Here is a 15,138-nt window from a genome sequence, read left to right as displayed (position 1 = left end):
CCGACGTCAGTCCGCGAGGGGGGCCAAGCGGCCGATGGCAGCCAGCGGGATCCCCGCCCAATCGGGACGATTGCGCGTCTCGTAGATCGCCTCGTAGACGGCCTTGTCCAACTCGAAGGCAGCCAGCAGCGCCTCGGGTGCCGTGTTCGCGACACCGACGGTCGTGGCATACCCGTCGAGGAACGCCTGCTGCGCCGCGATGACCCAGGCGCGCACTGCGGCGCCGTCATCGTCGGCCACCGCGCCGGAGACGTAGTCGAACGACCGCAGCATGCCGGCCACGTCGCGCACGGCGAGGTCGGGGTTGCGGCGCTCGGTGATCGGACGCAGCGGCTCGCCCTCGAAGTCGAGGAGGACCCAGCCATTCGCCGGCGTGTACAAGACCTGGCCGAGGTGCAGGTCGCCGTGGACGCGCTGGAGCGGCGGCCACTCGGCCGCGGCGGCGGTGGCATACACCTCGCGGATGCGTTCCGCGAAGGGGGCGAGCGAGGGAACCTCGGTCAGCGCGATCGCGAGACGGCGCTGCCACGCCGCGGCCACGGCGTCGCGCACGGATGCGTCGGGCGCCACCGTGGGGAAGGCTGCGGCAAGAGCGACGTGCATGCGTGCGACGCTCTCACCGAGGGCGCGCGCGGCGGCGCTGAAGTCTTCACCCGCCGTGGCCGACTGCAGGGCGACGCGCCAAGCGTCTTCGACACCCTCGAAGAACTCCTGCGCGAAGGCGAGCGATCCGGTCACCGGTGCGCCGTCCGCAGCAGTCCACGTGCCGCGCAGCTCGCCGATGGCTGCAGGCACGAACGTCGCGCCGCCGGCTGCGAGTGCCGACTGTAGCTCGACGTCAGGGTTGATGCCCGCGTTGACGGGGCGGAACAGCTTGCAGATCACCGGGGGAGCCCCGTCGGGCCGGAAGATGATCGAGGTGTTCGACTGCTCGCCGCTCAGCACCCGTGCGGGAACGGGCGACTCCGTCGCCGCGGGGGAGGGGGCGAGCGGGATGCCGACGAGGTCGGGATGCGTATCTGCTCCGCCTTCACCGGTGCAGACCAGCCGGAACAGCAGGTCGGTGAAGGCCGGGTCCGTTGTGGCATCCGACCACACCCGTCCGTCGGCGGCCGGGCCGATGAGACTTCCAGGAAGTACGTGCTCGGGCTCGCGCTGCGACACCGGGATCTGGTAGGTCACAGGGGGACTGGCCGCGTCGTCCCGGACCAGGAGTATCCGGGTGGCGGGGGAATCGAGCTCCCAATCGGCGACCAACGTCAGCAGGGGGTCGCGGCCCTTCGTGCCGTACCAGCGCTGTCGCGGCATCCACACGGTCAGGAGATCGAGAAGGTCGCGCATGGGGCGAGGCTAACGCGATCGCGGACGCCGTGCGCGGGTCTTGCGCGCGAGCGGCGTCGATGAGATGGGATCAGGATGCCTCGGGCGGCAGCGCCTCGTCGTCGTCTCGGCCCTTGCGGCGAGGAAGTGCCTTGCGCGCGACCGATCCCGTCCGGCGCGACGCCGAACCGACGGCGCCGACGATCGCCCCGCCGACCCGCTGTACGCCACCGGCGGCGCGTCGTTCGAGCCGCTCTGCTCCGGGGCGCGGTTCGATATCCGTCGGCAGGATCACCGGTGGCGCGCCGAAAGCGCGACGGGAATTGACCAAGACGCGGCGGCCGAGGATGTGGTTGCCCGCGCCGCCGACGACCGCTCCCACGCCGAAGGGGAGTGCCTTTCCGACCCACGACGCACCGCCACGGGCGACGAACTGACGCGTGAACGACGTCTTCAGGCGGTCGACCAGGGGTCCCACTGCCGCGCGGGGCAGCGTCTTGGTGACCAGTTCGCCCCAGTAATTGGAACGGGTGGTGCCCCGGCCGGCGGCCTGCGCCGCGAGTTGGGCAACGAGGTCGACGCCCTCTTTCCCGAGCATGAGGGTGAGCACGAGCGCACGTGCCCGGTCGGGGTCGTCCACCGCGACCCCATGCACCTCGGCCACGGACTGCGCGAACAGCGCGGTCGCCTCCAGGAAGCCGAGTGTCTCGACCCCGCTCAGCGCCAGCGTGACCCCCGTGCCGATCCCGGGAACCACGGCAGTGGCGCCCACCGCTGCGCCACCGGTGGTGACGGCGGCGAGGTAGCGGCGTTCGAGAATCGTCAGGATCTCTTGGGGCGAGGCATCCGGGTGCCGAAGGCGGATGCTGCGGAGGTGGGCGAGCACCGCAGGTCTCTGCACGGAGAGAACCCGGTCGAGCATGCGGATCGTCCGGGGATGCTCCTCCGACCCTGCCGGCGGGAGTCCCCCCTTCCAGGGAGAGTCGCCGGGCAGGGAATGGATGCGATGCACCTTCTCAGCCATGAGACCATCCTGCCGCGCGATATCGCCGGCACCGGGGCCTTGACGAACGAGGGCGATCAGACGAAGAGGTTGGCGCGCTCGAGGTCCTCGGCGAAGTCCACCTCGACCGCGTAGAGGTCGGAGATGTCGAGCGGTTCGACCCGCATCCCGTCGTGGGCGATGGCGAGCTCGATGCCGCGCTCGAAGTAGTCCTGATCGTCGACGCGCTGGAGGTGACGCTGGAGCGTCTTCTTGTCGCGCGAGGAGATGTAGTTGATGCCGACGGCTTCGCCGAGCCCGCCGACGACGACCTTCGAGAGGTCCTTCACGAATCCCTCGGCGTCGACGGTGTACTTCACCTCTTCGTCGCTGACCTTCGCTGTGTTGACGGTGACGAACGAACGATCGGCCTCGACGAGCTCGACGGCACGCCCGAGAACGCGCGGGTCGAACACGACGTCACCGTTCAGCCACAGAACGCCGCCGCGCCCGGTTGCAGCGAGCGCGCGCAGCAGGCTCTTCGACGTGTTCGTCTGGTCGTACCGGTCGTTGTAGACGTAGTCGACGCGCGGGAACGCATCGACGATGGTCTCGGCGCGATAGCCGACGACCGTCGTGATCCGGGCCTCGCGTCCGAATGCGGCGAAGATGTTGTCGTGCTGCTGCTGCATGATGCTGCGGCCATCGGCGAGGACGGTGAGCGGTTTGGGCAGGCTCCGGCCGAGTCGCGAGCCCATGCCCGCAGCGAGGATGACGATCTGAACGGTCAAGGCAGGCTCCTGGGGGATGAGTTGTCATTTCCGGTTTACCGGAAAGTCACGCCTTCGTGTCGAATTCATGCTAGCCAAACGAGCTGAGAAGGTGCATGATTCGCCCTGGTCGTTGCGCATTCGTGATGACAGCTGATTCCGTCGTCGGGCAGCCGGGCCGCGGTCGGTGTCGGAACAGCTTGATAGTTTGGGGCGATGACAGCGTCGCTGCCGCAGCCCCCTGAGTCCGCCTCCCCCCGGTCGGAGGACGATGGGGCGAGCCCCGACGTCGATCCTGGGCCGAAGCCCCGCACGACCGCGCCGCGCACACCCCGTCGGCCCGCCGGAACATCGGCGACGTCTGTGTCGCCCATGAATGCGGACTCGGATGCCGACACGGGCGATGAGCAGAAGGCGCAATCCGCGTCGCCCCGGAAGGCCGCGACGGCATCCGCACCGCGTAGCCCACGCGCCGCGTCGGCCAAGAAACCCACGACCCCGCGCGCCACGGCCGAGAAGACGCCGGCCGCCTCGCGTGCGTCGGGCGAGAAGAAGCCTGCGACCCCTCGGGCATCGGGCGAGAAGAAGCCTGCGACGCCGCGTTCCACCGCGGCGAAGAAACCCGCGACCCCGCGGACTGCTGCGGCGAAGAAACCCGCGACGCCGCGGGCGACGGCCGCCAAGAAGCCGGCGACGCCGCGGGCGACGGCCGCCAAGAAGCCGGCGACGCCGCGCACCGCCGGGGCGAACACGCCGCCGGTCGAACCCACCGAGGCCGAGACGACGCCGGTCGTGCCCGGGCCTCCGCCCCCGCTCCCCACCGACCTGGTCGTGCCTCCGCGTCCGCCGCTTCCCGTCCCGGCGGAGGCGTCGGATGACGCGCCCGCCGAGACCGAGGCGCCGGTGTCCGCCGTCGTCGACGCGCCGGTGCCCGCGTCGGCCGGTGGTGGCGACGATGCCGCCGCGCCGTCGCCGATCGCCGATCCCACCCCCTCTGATGTCGCCGTCGAAGAGCCGCCGGTGGAGGTGGCCGAGACCACAGGAGAACAGAGTCCGCGGAGCGTCGGTGAATCCATACCCGAGAGGGATGCCGACCTCGTCGCGCCCGAAGTCGCGGATGCCGAAGCCGTCGAGGCTGCGCGCGCGGCTGCCGAACCCGTTGACGTCGACGTCGCAGACGCTGAACCCGGGGACGCTGAACCCGCGAACGCTGAACCCGGGGACGCTGAACCCGCGAACGCTGAACCCGCGAACGCTGAACCCGCGGAAGCCGAACCCGTTGAACCTGAGCCCGGGGAGACCGAGCTCGACGAGGTGGGATCGGAGGTCGACGAGCGCGCGGAGGACGGGTCGCTGGGGGCCGAGGCATCGGCCGATGTGCCCGCATCGCGTCAGGACGCCGTCGACAGCGAGTACCACGGCCACCCCGCTACGACGGAAGACCCCACCCCGGCGGACGTGGCGGTCGAAGCGTCCGCCGCGGCTGCGGTACCGGATTCCGAGGCGTCCGCCGACGGTGATCCGCGCGAGGCGTCGACCGATGACGCGGGGGCGACCACCGTCGACCACGCCGTGGACAAGGCGGCGGCAGACGACACCGACGTTCCGGCGCTGAGCCTGCGCAACGTCACGAAGACGTTCGGGGAGCTTCGCGCCGTGGACGGCGTCGACCTGACCGTCCCGGCGGGCTCGTTCTACGGGTTGGTGGGGCCGAACGGGGCCGGCAAGACCACGACCCTGTCGATCATCGCGGGTCTTCTGCGCTCGGATGCGGGGACGGTCGAGATCAACGGGGTCGACGCTGCGCGTCAGTCGCGCGTGGCGAAGAAGATGATCGGTGTGCTGCCCGACCGGCTCCGGACCTTCGACCGCCTGACCGGTCGTCAGCTTCTGTCGTACTACGGGGCGCTGCGCGGCCTTCCCGCCCCCGTCGTCGAGAGCCGCGCCGCCGATCTGGCTCGGGCGTTCGACCTCGTGGATGCGCTCGGTCGTCCGGTGTCGGACTACTCCGCGGGAATGACGAAGAAGGTCATGCTCGCCGGTGCGATGATCCACTCGCCGCGTCTCCTCGTGCTCGACGAGCCGTTCGAAGCGGTCGACCCCGTGTCTAGCGCGGTGATCCTCGACATCCTGCGCGCTTACGTCGACCACGGCGGCACCGTGATCCTCTCCAGTCACGGCATGGAGCTCGTCGAGCGCGTGTGTTCGCGCGTCGCCGTCATCGTCTCGGGACAGGTGCTCGCGGAGGGCACCATCGACGAGGTGCGCGGAGAGTCGACGCTCGAGCAGCGTTTCCTCGAGCTCTCGGGCGGTCTGGGCGATGTGGAGGGACTCGAGTGGTTGCACACGTTCTCCGCCTGAGACTGGCGATGATGCTCGGTGCCCTCCGAGGGGACCGGGAGCACGTGGTGCGGCGCGCCGTCGGGCTGTTCGTGCTGATCGCGGCGACCGTGTTCGCATCCATCAACTTGGCCGCCCTGGCGGACTCCGATCGCCTGACGACGGCTGTGGTCACGGTGCTGGCGGGTTCGGCGGTCACGCTCGGCTTTGCGCTCGCCCCTCCGATCACGGCATCCATCGACCCCCTCGACCCGCGTCGGTTCGCCGTGGTCGGGCCCGAGCCGCGCCCGCTCGCTGGGGCGCTGCTGCTGGCCGGGCTCCTCAGCGTGCCCGTCCTCGTCGTGCTGGTTCTGGCGATCACGCTGGCGGTCGCGTGGGTCGCGCAGGGTGCGGCGGTGTTCGCGAGCGTGGTGTCGATCGTTCTCGGCGTGGTCACGTGCGTTCTGCTGGCGCGGGTCAGCATGGCGTTGGGCGCCCTGGTGCGCCGCCCCCGGCAATCCCGGGAGCTGATCGGGGTCTACTTGATCGCTGTGCTCGTCGTCGTCGTTCCCGTCGGCATCTTCCTGGGGTCGCTGGAGTGGCGCGGCGTCGTCCCCACTCAGCTCGTGGGGGCTGCGGAAGTCCTCGCGTGGACGCCCGTCGGGGCCGCATGGAGCATTGCGTTGGCGCCGAGCGCAGGAGCCGCCGCCGGCAGCGTCGTCGTCGCCCTCGTGACCGTGGGCCTGCTCGCCCTGGCGTGGTTCGGGCTCGTGAACCGGTTGCTCACGACCACGCCGCGCCCGGTGACGGTGCGCGAGCGAGCCGGCCTCGGCTGGTTCGCGATCCTGCCCGGGAGCCCCGGCGGCGCTGTCGCCGCACGCAGCCTGTCCTATTGGCTGCGTGATCGCCGGTACATCGTGAACGTCCTCGTGGTGCCGATCGCCGCGGTGTTCTCCATGCTGCCGCTGATCGTCGCCGGCGTCCCAATAGAGCTCGCGGTGCTGCTGCCGGCCCCGATCATCGCCCTCTTCCTCGGGTGGTTGCCCCACAACGATCTCGCGTACGACTCGACGGCCCTGTGGATGCACATCGCCAGCGGCGTACGCGGTGTGTCCGATCGGCTCGGACGGCTCGTTCCCGTCGTCCTCATCGCCCTTCCCCTTCTCGCTATCGCGGTTCCGCTCGCCGTCGCAGTGCACGGACGCTGGTCGTTCGCGCCCGCGCTCGTCGGCGTCTGCGCGGCGCTTTTCCTGTCGGGACTGGGACTGTCCAGCATCGCCTCGGTCGTTGCTCCGTACGCCGTATCGCGGCCGGGCGACAGCCCGTTCCAGCAGCCTCAGCGCACCGGCAGCGGCGGCGTCATGGCGCAGGGCCTCGTCATGGCGGGATCCGTGGTGGCGGCGGCGCCGGCGCTATGGTTCGCCTGGCAGGCGATCACCTCGGATGCGGCCGACGCTTTCCTCGCCCTGTGGATGGGGCTCGGTGCGGGAGCGCTCGTCTTCCTCGTCGGAGTCGCCGTCGGGGCCGTCGAGTTCGAACGCCGCGGCACACGTCTGATGGAGTTCGCCGAAGCGACGTGACAGGGCGCGCATCGCGGTAAGCCGGCCACGGACGGTGCGAACCGTCCCGAGGCTGCGGTCCGCGGCTACACTGGCAGACCATGAGCACGCCTCTCGACCGACCCGACAGCGGGGGTCTCGCGACCCTGGATCGTGAGCTCGAAGAGCTCATCCGCGAGGAGAACATCGAGCCGGGTGATCACGAGCGTTTCTCGCACTACGTGAAGAAGGACAAGATCGTCGAGTCGGCCATCACGGGCAAGCCGGTGCGTGCCCTGTGCGGCAAGAAGTGGACGCCGGGCCGCGACCCCGAGAAGTTCCCGGTGTGCCCGCAGTGCAAAGAGATCTACGAATCGCTCAACGGCTGATCAACCGGATGGGCGCGTCCCGCTGATCCTCGGCCCGCCTCCCGCTGGTGTCCGTCAGAGCTCGCGGTACTCGGTGGGCAACGCGGGTTCGGACTTGCTGAGGGCGAGCGCCCGCACGGGCAGTTCCTCGCGAACGCGCGCGTGATGCGCCCGGGCCGTCGCGACGCCTGCGGGCCCGAGCGCCGCGGCATCCGGTTCCCCATCGACGACCAACGGCACCTGCAGTGGCCGGGCGCCGGGGAACTGCGCGGCGGTGGCGAGTTCTTCGAATCCGTCGCTGACGGCGATGAGCTCGCTGGTCGCCGTCCCGCTGTCGAGCGTGCGGAACGCCGCCTTTCGACCGCCGTGCGACGCTTTCTGCGCCGAGGCCTTCGCCACCGGCACCCATGACCCGTCCTCCGCGGCGCGGGCGACCAGCTTGAACACGAGGCCGGCGGTGGGTGCGCCCGAACCGGTGACCACCGAAGTTCCCACGCCGTAGCTGTCGACGGGGGAGGCCGCGAGGGCGGCGATGGCGTACTCGTCGAGATCGCTGGTCACGGTGATGCGCGTGTCCGTGGCGCCGAGCTCGTCGAGGAGCGCGCGCACCTCACCGGCGACGATGGGGAGGTCGCCCGAGTCGATGCGAACACCGCCCAGCCCCGTTCCCGCCACCCGGATGGCCGTGCGGACGCCCTCGCGGATGTCGTACGTGTCGATCAGGAGGGTCGTGTCGGTTCCCAGGGCGTCGATCTGCGAGCGGAACGCCGCCTCTTCGCTGTCGTGCAGCAGCGTCCAGGCGTGTGCCGCGGTGCCCATGGTCGGCACGCCCCAGCGACGCCCCGCCTCGAGGTTGCTCGTCGCGGCGAAGCCCGCGATGTAGGCGGCGCGCGCGGCAGCGACGGCGGCCTCCTCGCTCGCACGACGCGACCCCATCTCCGCCAAGGGACGGTCGCCCGCGGCCACACTCATCCGCGCCGCGGCGGTGGCGACGGCGGAATCGAAGTTGAGAACGCTGAGCGCGAGGGTCTCCAGCACGACGGCTTCCGCGAAGGTTCCCTCGATCGTCAGCAACGGCGAGCCCGGGAAGTAGATCTCGCCCTCGCGATAGCCGCTGATCGAGCCCGTGAAGCGGTATCCGGCGAGGAAGTCGAGGGTGGTGGCATCCACGATCCGGTTGTCGCGCAGGAACTGCAGCTCCTCGTCGCCGAATCGGAAGTCGCGGATGGCGTCCAGGAGCCGCCCGGTGCCCGCGACGACGCCGAAGCGGCGGCCGCCGGAGAGGCGCCGTCCGAACACTTCGAACACGCATCGGCGATGCGCCGTGCCGTCGCGGAGCCCGGCATCGAGCATCGTGAGTTCGTAGCGATCGGTGTGCAGGGCCGTGCTGCGCGTCATTTCGCCAGCCTATTGCGACGGGGTGGTGTTGCCCGGACGCGTTGACAGCGAGGGAGCGCACCGCCCCACGGCGTGCATCGAGAACGGGTCGCGGGGCCGCGCCGGGCCCACCGGTAGGCTGGATGCCTATGAACGACGCGCCGATCGGGATCTTCGACTCGGGAGTCGGCGGGCTCACCGTCGCCCGTGCGGTGTCGGCGCAGCTTCCGCGGGAGTCGATCCTGTACATCGGCGACACGGCCCGCTCGCCGTACGGCCCGAAACCCATCGCCGACGTGCGGCGCTACGCGCTCGAGGTCCTCGACACGCTCGTCGACCAGGGCGTGAAGATGCTCGTCATCGCCTGCAACACCGCGTCGGCGGCCATGCTGCGCGACGCCCGCGAGCGGTACGACGTCCCGGTCGTCGAGGTCATCGGGCCGGCGGTCCGCACGGCGATGTCGACGACGCGCAACGGGCGGATCGGTGTCATCGGCACCGCCGGCACGATCGGGTCACGCGCGTACCAGGACATGCTCGAGGTCAACGAGCGCCTCACGGTATTCGCGCAGGCGTGCCCGCGGTTCGTCGAGTTCGTCGAAGCGGGGGTCACCGACTCGCCCGAGGTCCTCGCGGTCGCGGAGGAGTACCTCGCCCCGCTGCGTGAGGCCGGTGTCGACACGCTCGTGCTCGGCTGCACGCACTATCCGTTCCTCGAGGGCGCCATCAGCTACGTCATGGGTCCCGAAGTGAGTCTGGTCTCCAGCGACAGCGAGACCGCGAAAGACGTGTACCGCCAGCTCGTCTCCGGCGATCTGCTCGCCGGCCCGGATGCCGTCACCGCCCACCGTTACGAGGCCACGGGCGACTCCGCCGACGATTTCCTGCGGCTGGCCCACCGTCTGATGGGCCGCGAGGTCCGCGAAGTCCAGCTGGTGCAGACCGGCGCCATCGATCTGCCGCGGTGAGCCGCGGCATCCCATCCGTCCCGAGGAGGACCATGACCGACACCCGCACCGACGGCCGCGCCGTCGACGAGCTGCGTCCCGTCACGATCGAGCGGGGGTGGTCGGCGCACGCGGAAGGCTCGGCGCTCATCACCTTCGGCGGCACCAAGGTGCTGTGCACCGCGTCGTTCACCAACGGCGTTCCTCGCTGGCTCACCGGCAAGGGCAAGGGATGGGTCACGGCCGAGTACGCGATGCTGCCGCGAGCGACCAACAGCCGCAACGACCGCGAGAGCATCAAGGGCAAAGTCGGCGGGCGGACGCACGAGATCTCGCGTCTCATCGGCCGGGCTCTGCGCGCGGTCGTCGACACCAAGGCGCTCGGAGAGAACACCATCGTCATCGACTGCGACGTTCTGCAGGCCGACGGCGGCACCCGAACCGCGGCGATCACGGGTGCGTACGTCGCCCTCGCGGATGCCATCGCCTGGGGGCGGCAGAAGAAGTTCATCGCGCAGCGCTCCGAGGTGCTCATCGACTCGGTGTCGGCCGTCTCGGTCGGCATCATCGACGGCACCCCGATGCTCGACCTCGCCTACGTCGAGGACGTGCGTGCCGAGACCGACATGAACGTCGTGGTCACCGGCCGCGGGCTGTTCGTGGAGGTGCAGGGCACCGCCGAGGGCGCGCCGTTCGACAAGCGCGAGCTCGACCAGCTGCTCGAGCTCGGCGTGAACGGCTGCGCGCAGCTGAGAGACCTGCAGACCGCGGCGCTGAGCGACTGACATGCCACGCGTCGTTTTGGCCACGCACAACCCGCACAAGGTCGAGGAGTTCCAGGCGATCGTCGCCGCCACCCGCCCCGACCTCGAGGTCGTCGGCTACGACGGCCCGGAGCCGGTCGAAGACGGCGTGACCTTCGCCGCGAATGCGCTGATCAAGGCCCGCGCGGCCGCTGCTCACACGGGGCTTCCGGCGCTCGCCGACGACTCCGGTATCGCGGTGGACGTGCTCGGGGGATCCCCCGGGGTGTTCTCGGCGTACTGGGCAGGGCACCGGAAGGATGCGACGGCAAACCTCGAGCTCCTGCTCGACCAGCTCTCGGATGTCGCCGACCCGCACCGTACGGCCCAGTTCGTCTCCGTCATCGCGCTCGTGCGTCCCGACGGCACCGAGGACACCGTCGAGGGCCGGTGGCCCGGCCGCCTCGCGGCCGCCCCGGCCGGGCCCGGGGGATTCGGATACGACCCGATCTTCATTCCCGACGGGCAAGACGCGGCCGCCGAGCGGACGGTGGGCGAGTGGTCCGCGGAGGAGAAGAACACGCATTCCCATCGCGCGCGGGCTTTCCGCAACCTGGTCCCGCTCCTGCGAACCCTCTGACGTCGGCGCCGTGCGAGGGATCCCGGTGACCGCGGAAGCGATATCCGGTCTCATTCCCGAGTTGCTCCGACCGGGGTTTTGCGCCGCTTCGCGGTCGTAGCCTGGGCTCATGCACGATCACGCGCCCGTCCGCGGCATCCGGGACGCCGGTCATCGGCGCCTGCTCGCTACGGCGTTGAGCCTGACGACGGTGGTCATGGTCGTGCAGATTGTGGGTGCGATCCTCACCGGGTCTCTCGCTCTGCTGGCCGATGCCGCGCACATGTTCACCGACGCCGCGGCCCTCGTCGTCGCGCTCATCGCCACGGCGATCGCCGCGCGTCCCGCGGACGACCGGCGCACCTTCGGGTACCAGCGCGCCGAGGTCCTCGGGGCCCTGGTGAACGGCGTCGTCCTGATCGCGCTGAGCGTCTGGGTCGCGGTCGAAGCGGTGCAACGGCTGCTGCGGCCGGAAGCTCCCGAGGTGCAGGGCGGTCTCATGCTCGTCGTCGCCGTCGGAGGGCTCGTCGCCAACGCCGTGTCGATGTGGCTGCTGAGCCGGGCGCAGAAGCGCAACATCAACGTCCGGGGCGCGTATCTCGAGGTGCTCGGTGATCTCGTCGGGTCGGCCGCGGTGATCGTGGCTGCCGTCGTCATCGTCACGACCGGCTGGGCGCAAGCGGATGCCGTCGCGTCCTTGTTCATCGCGATCCTCATCGTGCCGCGCGCGATCGGACTGCTGCGCGAGGTCATGGCCGTCCTGACCGAAGGCGCCCCGGTGGGGGTGCAGGTGGCGGAGATTCGGCGCCACCTCCGCGAGGCCGACGGGGTCGTGGACGTGCACGACGTGCACGTGTGGCAGCTCACGCGCGGTGCGCCGGTGTTCAGCGCGCACGTCGTCGTCGAGGACGCAGCGATGGCCGACGGACGCGCCGCACGGATCCTCGCGTCGCTTCAGGGATGCCTCGCCGACCACTTCGACGTCGACCATTCGACGTTCCAGCTCGAACCCGCCGGGCACGTGGAGCACGACGCGCAGCACGCGTGACGCGCGTCTCAGTCCTCCCGCACCACGTCGGCGGGATCCTTGTCCGGCCGCAACCCTCGCCAGCGCGCCTGACGGAGGATGCCACCGGGTGTGAACTCGGCGAATTCCACCTCCGCGACGAGCCGAGGCTCGACCCACAGCGCGTCGCGCGCGTCCGCGGCGGGCACGCCGATGAACGGGTTCCGGGAGGTGCCGAGCGGCTCGAGGAGATTCGACAGCTGGGCGAGAGCTCGCTCGCCGAATCCCGAGCCGACCCGTCCGGCGTATCGGAGTCCGTCGAAGGAGGGCACGCCGACCAGCAGGGAGCCGATCGTGCCCGCGCGGTTCCCTTTGCCCGGACGGATGCCGCCGATAACGACCTCCTGGGTGCGCGAGTGCTTCACCTTCAGCCAGCGGTCGGTGCGTTGTCCGCGTCGATAGGGCGAGTCGGGGTCCTTCACGACGATGCCCTCGAGGCCGAAGCGCTCGCTCGAGGACAGCGCGGCGTCCACGTCGTCGAACACGGGCGGGACGACGACGACGCGTGCCGTCGCGTGCGCGAGATGCTCCAGCGTGGCGCGTCGAGCGGCCAGGGGAAGTCCGGTGAGATCGCGCCCGTCCGCCTCGAGGACGTCGAAGAGATAGAGGTGCACGGGCGTCCGCGCGGCCTCCTGCGTGATGTCACGGGCCTGGGCGAGGTTCATGCGCTTCTGCAGGAGCGGGAAGCTGGGTCGACCCTGCGCGTCAAGCGCGACGATCTCGCCGTCGATCACGGCGGGGGCCGCACCGAGGCCGAGGTCGACCGCCGTCAGCTCCGGATACGTCGCCGTGAGGTCGTTGCCGTTGCGGGAACGCAGGCGGAGGCGCTCGCCGTCCCAGAGACCGATGCCGCGGATTCCGTCCCACTTCATCTCGACCCACACCTCGCGCCACCGCGCGGCAGCCGCGGTCGCGATGCCGGGCGTCGCCCCGGTCGCGAGCATGGGGCGGAGCTCCGAGTCCGCGACGGCGGACGCCCGCGGGGCTGACGATGCGGTGGTCGGCGCACTGTCCTCGCGAGGCACGACCGCGGCACCGTCACGCTGGGGTCGGCCGTCGGCATCCGTCTTCATCCGGTGCAGCAACCACTGCGACTTCTCTCCGTCGCCCTCCGTGCGGATGAGGGCGAGACGGACACGACCGAGGGGACCCTCGGGCCGTCCTTCCAGGGTCGCGATAATCTCGTCGTCGCGCCACTTCTCCAGCTCGTATCGGCCGGTGTCCCACACCGTCATGGTGCCGGCGCCGTACTGACCCCGGGGGATCTCGCCCGCGAAGTCGAGGTACTGCATCGGGTGGTCCTCGGTCATCACCGCCAGGCTGTTCTTCCCCGTCGTCGCGGGAACGCCTTTGGGGACCGCCCAGCTGACGAGGACTCCGTCGCGTTCGAGTCGCAGATCCCAGTGCAGCCGCGACGCGTGGTGCTCCTGGATGACGAACCGGGGGAGACCCTCCGCGGGGGCTTCCCCGTGCGGCGCGCTCGGCACGGGTTCCGGCGTCCGGCCCGCAGTGCGCTTGGCGATGTACGACCGCAGGGGGCCGTCGGACGGGTCGATCGAGGACAACGGGTCGTCGGTCCGCTCGAGCACCTCGTGGAAGAGCAGATGGCGCAGGCCGGGGTCGTCGAGTTCCTCCCACGTCCGCGGTGCGGCCACGGTGGGCTGGGCGCGTCCGCGCAGAGAGTACGGCGCGATCGTCGTCTTCGATCCGTTGTTCTGACTCCAGTCGATGAAGACCTTGCCCGCCCGTGCCGTCTTGGCCATCTGGCTCACCACGAGATCCGGGTGATCCGCCTCGATCGCGCGGGCGAGTTCCTTGGCTAAGGCACTCACGGCGTCGCTGGACTGGCGACCGTCCAGGTGCGCGTACAGGTGAATGCCCTTGCTGCCGCTGGTGACCGGCATCGGGTCGAGACCGATGTCGAGGAGGATCGTGCGCGCCCACCGGGCGACTTCCGCGCACTCCACGAGCCCGACGCCCGGACCGGGGTCGAGGTCGAGCACGATCCGATCGGGGTTCGACCTCGTCCCGGCGGCATCGAACCGCCATTGCGGCACGTGCAACTCCAGGCTCGCGACCTGTGCCAGGTAGACGAGCGTGGCGAGTTCCTCCACGAGCGGATAGTCCTTCGCCCCCGAGGAATGGTCGATCGCGCGCCGCGGCACCCAGGCGGGCGCTCCGGGCTCGAGCGCTTTCGCGAAGAACGGCTCGGCGGGAGCGGCCTCGGTGCCCACCCCGTCGGGCCACCGCTTCCGGGTCACCGGGCGTGCCCGCACGTGCGGCAAGAGCCTCGGGGCGATCCGGGTGTAGTAATCGATGACCTCGCCCTTGGTCGTGCCCGTCTCGGGATACAGCACCTTGTCGAGGTTCGACAGGCGCAGCCGCCGACCGTCGATCCGCACCGTCTGCTCCGCCATCGCCCCAGCGTAGAGCGGCGGGGTTGCCGGATGCCGCGGGGTTGCGCCCGCATGACTCCGGCGCGGCCTGGCGGGTTGGTGTGTTTCGGGCCGGTGAGCGTAGGTGTGCAGGAGTTGTGCACCGCCGCGGACACGAGCCCCTCGGCATCCGCCCTCGCACGGCTTCTTCTGCCATCGCCCGGCGTGGAGCGGCGGGGTTGCCGGATGCCGCGGGGTTGGGCCGCATAACTCCGGCGCGGCCTGGCGGGGCGGTGCGTTTCGAGGGGTAGGGGCCTGGATGTGCAGGAGTTGCGCGCCGCAGCCGCGGGCACGAGCCCGTCGGCATCCGCCGTGGCACCGTCTGCTCTGCTATCGCGCCGGCGTGGAGCGGCGGGGCTGCTGGATGCCGCGGGGTTGCGCCGCATAACTCCGGCGCGGCCTGGCGGGTCGGTGTGGCCGCGGGGTTGCGGGCACAACTCCGGCGCGGCCTGGCGGGTCGGTGTGTTTCGGGCTGAGGGGCTAGGTGTGCAGGAGTTGTGCGCCGTGGCGGCGGGCACGAGCCCGTCGGCATCCGCCGTGGCACCGTCTGATCGGCCATCTTCCCGGCGTGGAGCGGCGGGGCTACCGGATGCCGCGGGTGGCGCCCGCATGACTCCGGCGCAGCCTGGCTGGTCGGCGTGTTTCGGGCTGATG

At 70.7% G+C, this 15,138-nt stretch carries 12 protein-coding genes; 7 read left to right on the top strand and 5 right to left on the bottom strand.

The window, feature by feature from the left end; translation table 11 throughout:
• Positions 1-6: 6 nt before the first annotated feature.
• From P5G46_RS02835 to P5G46_RS02825, 3 genes are all read right to left on the bottom strand, one after another.
• A complete protein-coding gene (locus P5G46_RS02835; RefSeq protein WP_408904935.1) occupies positions 7-1,341 on the bottom strand; it encodes a maltokinase N-terminal cap-like domain-containing protein in 1,335 nt (444 codons plus the stop codon).
• Positions 1,342-1,411: 70 nt separating this feature from the next.
• Positions 1,412-2,344, bottom strand: a complete 933-nt coding sequence (locus P5G46_RS02830) for a hypothetical protein (RefSeq protein ID WP_239274027.1) — start codon at positions 2,342-2,344, stop codon at positions 1,412-1,414.
• Positions 2,345-2,400: 56 nt separating this feature from the next.
• Positions 2,401-3,093: a phosphocholine cytidylyltransferase family protein gene (locus tag P5G46_RS02825; protein ID WP_239274029.1), complete on the bottom strand. Its 693-nt coding sequence runs from the start codon at positions 3,091-3,093 to the stop codon at positions 2,401-2,403.
• A gap of 351 nt (positions 3,094-3,444) precedes the next feature.
• Between P5G46_RS02825 and P5G46_RS02820 the strand changes: the two genes are divergently transcribed.
• The 3 genes from P5G46_RS02820 to P5G46_RS02810 all read left to right on the top strand — a co-directional run bounded on the left by P5G46_RS02820 (position 3,445) and on the right by P5G46_RS02810 (position 7,318).
• Entirely contained in the window at positions 3,445-5,433 is a 1,989-nt protein-coding gene (locus P5G46_RS02820; RefSeq protein ID WP_408905272.1) for an ATP-binding cassette domain-containing protein, read from the top strand.
• 11 nt (positions 5,434-5,444) lie between these two features.
• A complete protein-coding gene (locus P5G46_RS02815) occupies positions 5,445-6,971 on the top strand; it encodes a hypothetical protein (RefSeq protein ID WP_408904934.1) in 1,527 nt (508 codons plus the stop codon).
• Between the two features lie 80 nt (positions 6,972-7,051).
• Positions 7,052-7,318: a DUF3039 domain-containing protein gene (locus P5G46_RS02810; protein WP_408904933.1), complete on the top strand. Its 267-nt coding sequence runs from the start codon at positions 7,052-7,054 to the stop codon at positions 7,316-7,318.
• Between the two features lie 54 nt (positions 7,319-7,372).
• Here the strand turns inward: P5G46_RS02810 and P5G46_RS02805 are convergent, their stop codons facing one another.
• Positions 7,373-8,695 carry a nicotinate phosphoribosyltransferase gene (locus tag P5G46_RS02805; RefSeq protein ID WP_408904932.1) on the bottom strand — a complete coding sequence of 441 codons (1,323 nt, stop codon included), beginning with the start codon at positions 8,693-8,695 and terminating at the stop codon, positions 7,373-7,375.
• Between the two features lie 128 nt (positions 8,696-8,823).
• Between P5G46_RS02805 and murI the strand changes: the two genes are divergently transcribed.
• The 4 genes from murI to P5G46_RS02785 all read left to right on the top strand — a co-directional run bounded on the left by murI (position 8,824) and on the right by P5G46_RS02785 (position 12,031).
• Positions 8,824-9,642: a glutamate racemase gene (gene murI, locus P5G46_RS02800; protein ID WP_239274050.1), complete on the top strand. Its 819-nt coding sequence runs from the start codon at positions 8,824-8,826 to the stop codon at positions 9,640-9,642.
• Positions 9,643-9,674: 32 nt separating this feature from the next.
• Positions 9,675-10,406, top strand: a complete 732-nt coding sequence (gene rph / locus P5G46_RS02795) for a ribonuclease PH (RefSeq protein ID WP_239274052.1) — start codon at positions 9,675-9,677, stop codon at positions 10,404-10,406.
• Position 10,407: 1 nt separating this feature from the next.
• Complete coding sequence (rdgB, locus tag P5G46_RS02790) at positions 10,408-11,004, top strand: RdgB/HAM1 family non-canonical purine NTP pyrophosphatase (protein ID WP_239274183.1); 597 nt, start codon at positions 10,408-10,410, stop codon at positions 11,002-11,004.
• A 109-nt stretch (positions 11,005-11,113) separates the two neighbouring features.
• Positions 11,114-12,031, top strand: coding sequence for a cation diffusion facilitator family transporter (locus tag P5G46_RS02785; RefSeq protein WP_408904931.1), 918 nt, complete (start codon positions 11,114-11,116; stop codon positions 12,029-12,031).
• A gap of 8 nt (positions 12,032-12,039) precedes the next feature.
• On the opposite strand, the gene P5G46_RS02780 is transcribed toward P5G46_RS02785, so the two are convergent.
• Positions 12,040-14,466 (bottom strand): ATP-dependent DNA ligase, encoded by a 2,427-nt coding sequence (locus P5G46_RS02780; protein WP_408904930.1) that lies wholly within the window; start codon positions 14,464-14,466, stop codon positions 12,040-12,042.
• Positions 14,467-15,138 lie beyond the last annotated feature (672 nt).

This window comes from Microbacterium mcarthurae (assembly GCF_046064585.1).
GTDB classification, from domain to species: Bacteria; Actinomycetota; Actinomycetes; order Actinomycetales; family Microbacteriaceae; genus Microbacterium; species Microbacterium mcarthurae.
Note: the sequence above shows the minus strand (reverse complement) of the source record. Positions and strands in the feature narration are given on the sequence as shown.

What these genes read in the sequence shown, in the direction of transcription:
- rph (WP_239274052.1), top strand. Translation starts at nt 9,675, where the DNA reads ATGACCGACACCCGCACCGACGGCCGCGCCGTCGACGAGCTGCGTCCC.
- P5G46_RS02805 (WP_408904932.1), bottom strand. Translation starts at nt 8,695, where the DNA reads ATGACGCGCAGCACGGCCCTGCACACCGATCGCTACGAACTCACGATG.
- P5G46_RS02835 (WP_408904935.1), bottom strand. Translation starts at nt 1,341, where the DNA reads ATGCGCGACCTTCTCGATCTCCTGACCGTGTGGATGCCGCGACAGCGC.
- P5G46_RS02780 (WP_408904930.1), bottom strand. Translation starts at nt 14,466, where the DNA reads ATGGCGGAGCAGACGGTGCGGATCGACGGTCGGCGGCTGCGCCTGTCG.
- murI (WP_239274050.1), top strand. Translation starts at nt 8,824, where the DNA reads ATGAACGACGCGCCGATCGGGATCTTCGACTCGGGAGTCGGCGGGCTC.
- P5G46_RS02820 (WP_408905272.1), top strand. Translation starts at nt 3,445, where the DNA reads ATGAATGCGGACTCGGATGCCGACACGGGCGATGAGCAGAAGGCGCAA.
- P5G46_RS02785 (WP_408904931.1), top strand. Translation starts at nt 11,114, where the DNA reads ATGCACGATCACGCGCCCGTCCGCGGCATCCGGGACGCCGGTCATCGG.
- P5G46_RS02830 (WP_239274027.1), bottom strand. Translation starts at nt 2,344, where the DNA reads ATGGCTGAGAAGGTGCATCGCATCCATTCCCTGCCCGGCGACTCTCCC.
- rdgB (WP_239274183.1), top strand. Translation starts at nt 10,408, where the DNA reads ATGCCACGCGTCGTTTTGGCCACGCACAACCCGCACAAGGTCGAGGAG.
- P5G46_RS02810 (WP_408904933.1), top strand. Translation starts at nt 7,052, where the DNA reads ATGAGCACGCCTCTCGACCGACCCGACAGCGGGGGTCTCGCGACCCTG.
- P5G46_RS02815 (WP_408904934.1), top strand. Translation starts at nt 5,445, where the DNA reads ATGCTCGGTGCCCTCCGAGGGGACCGGGAGCACGTGGTGCGGCGCGCC.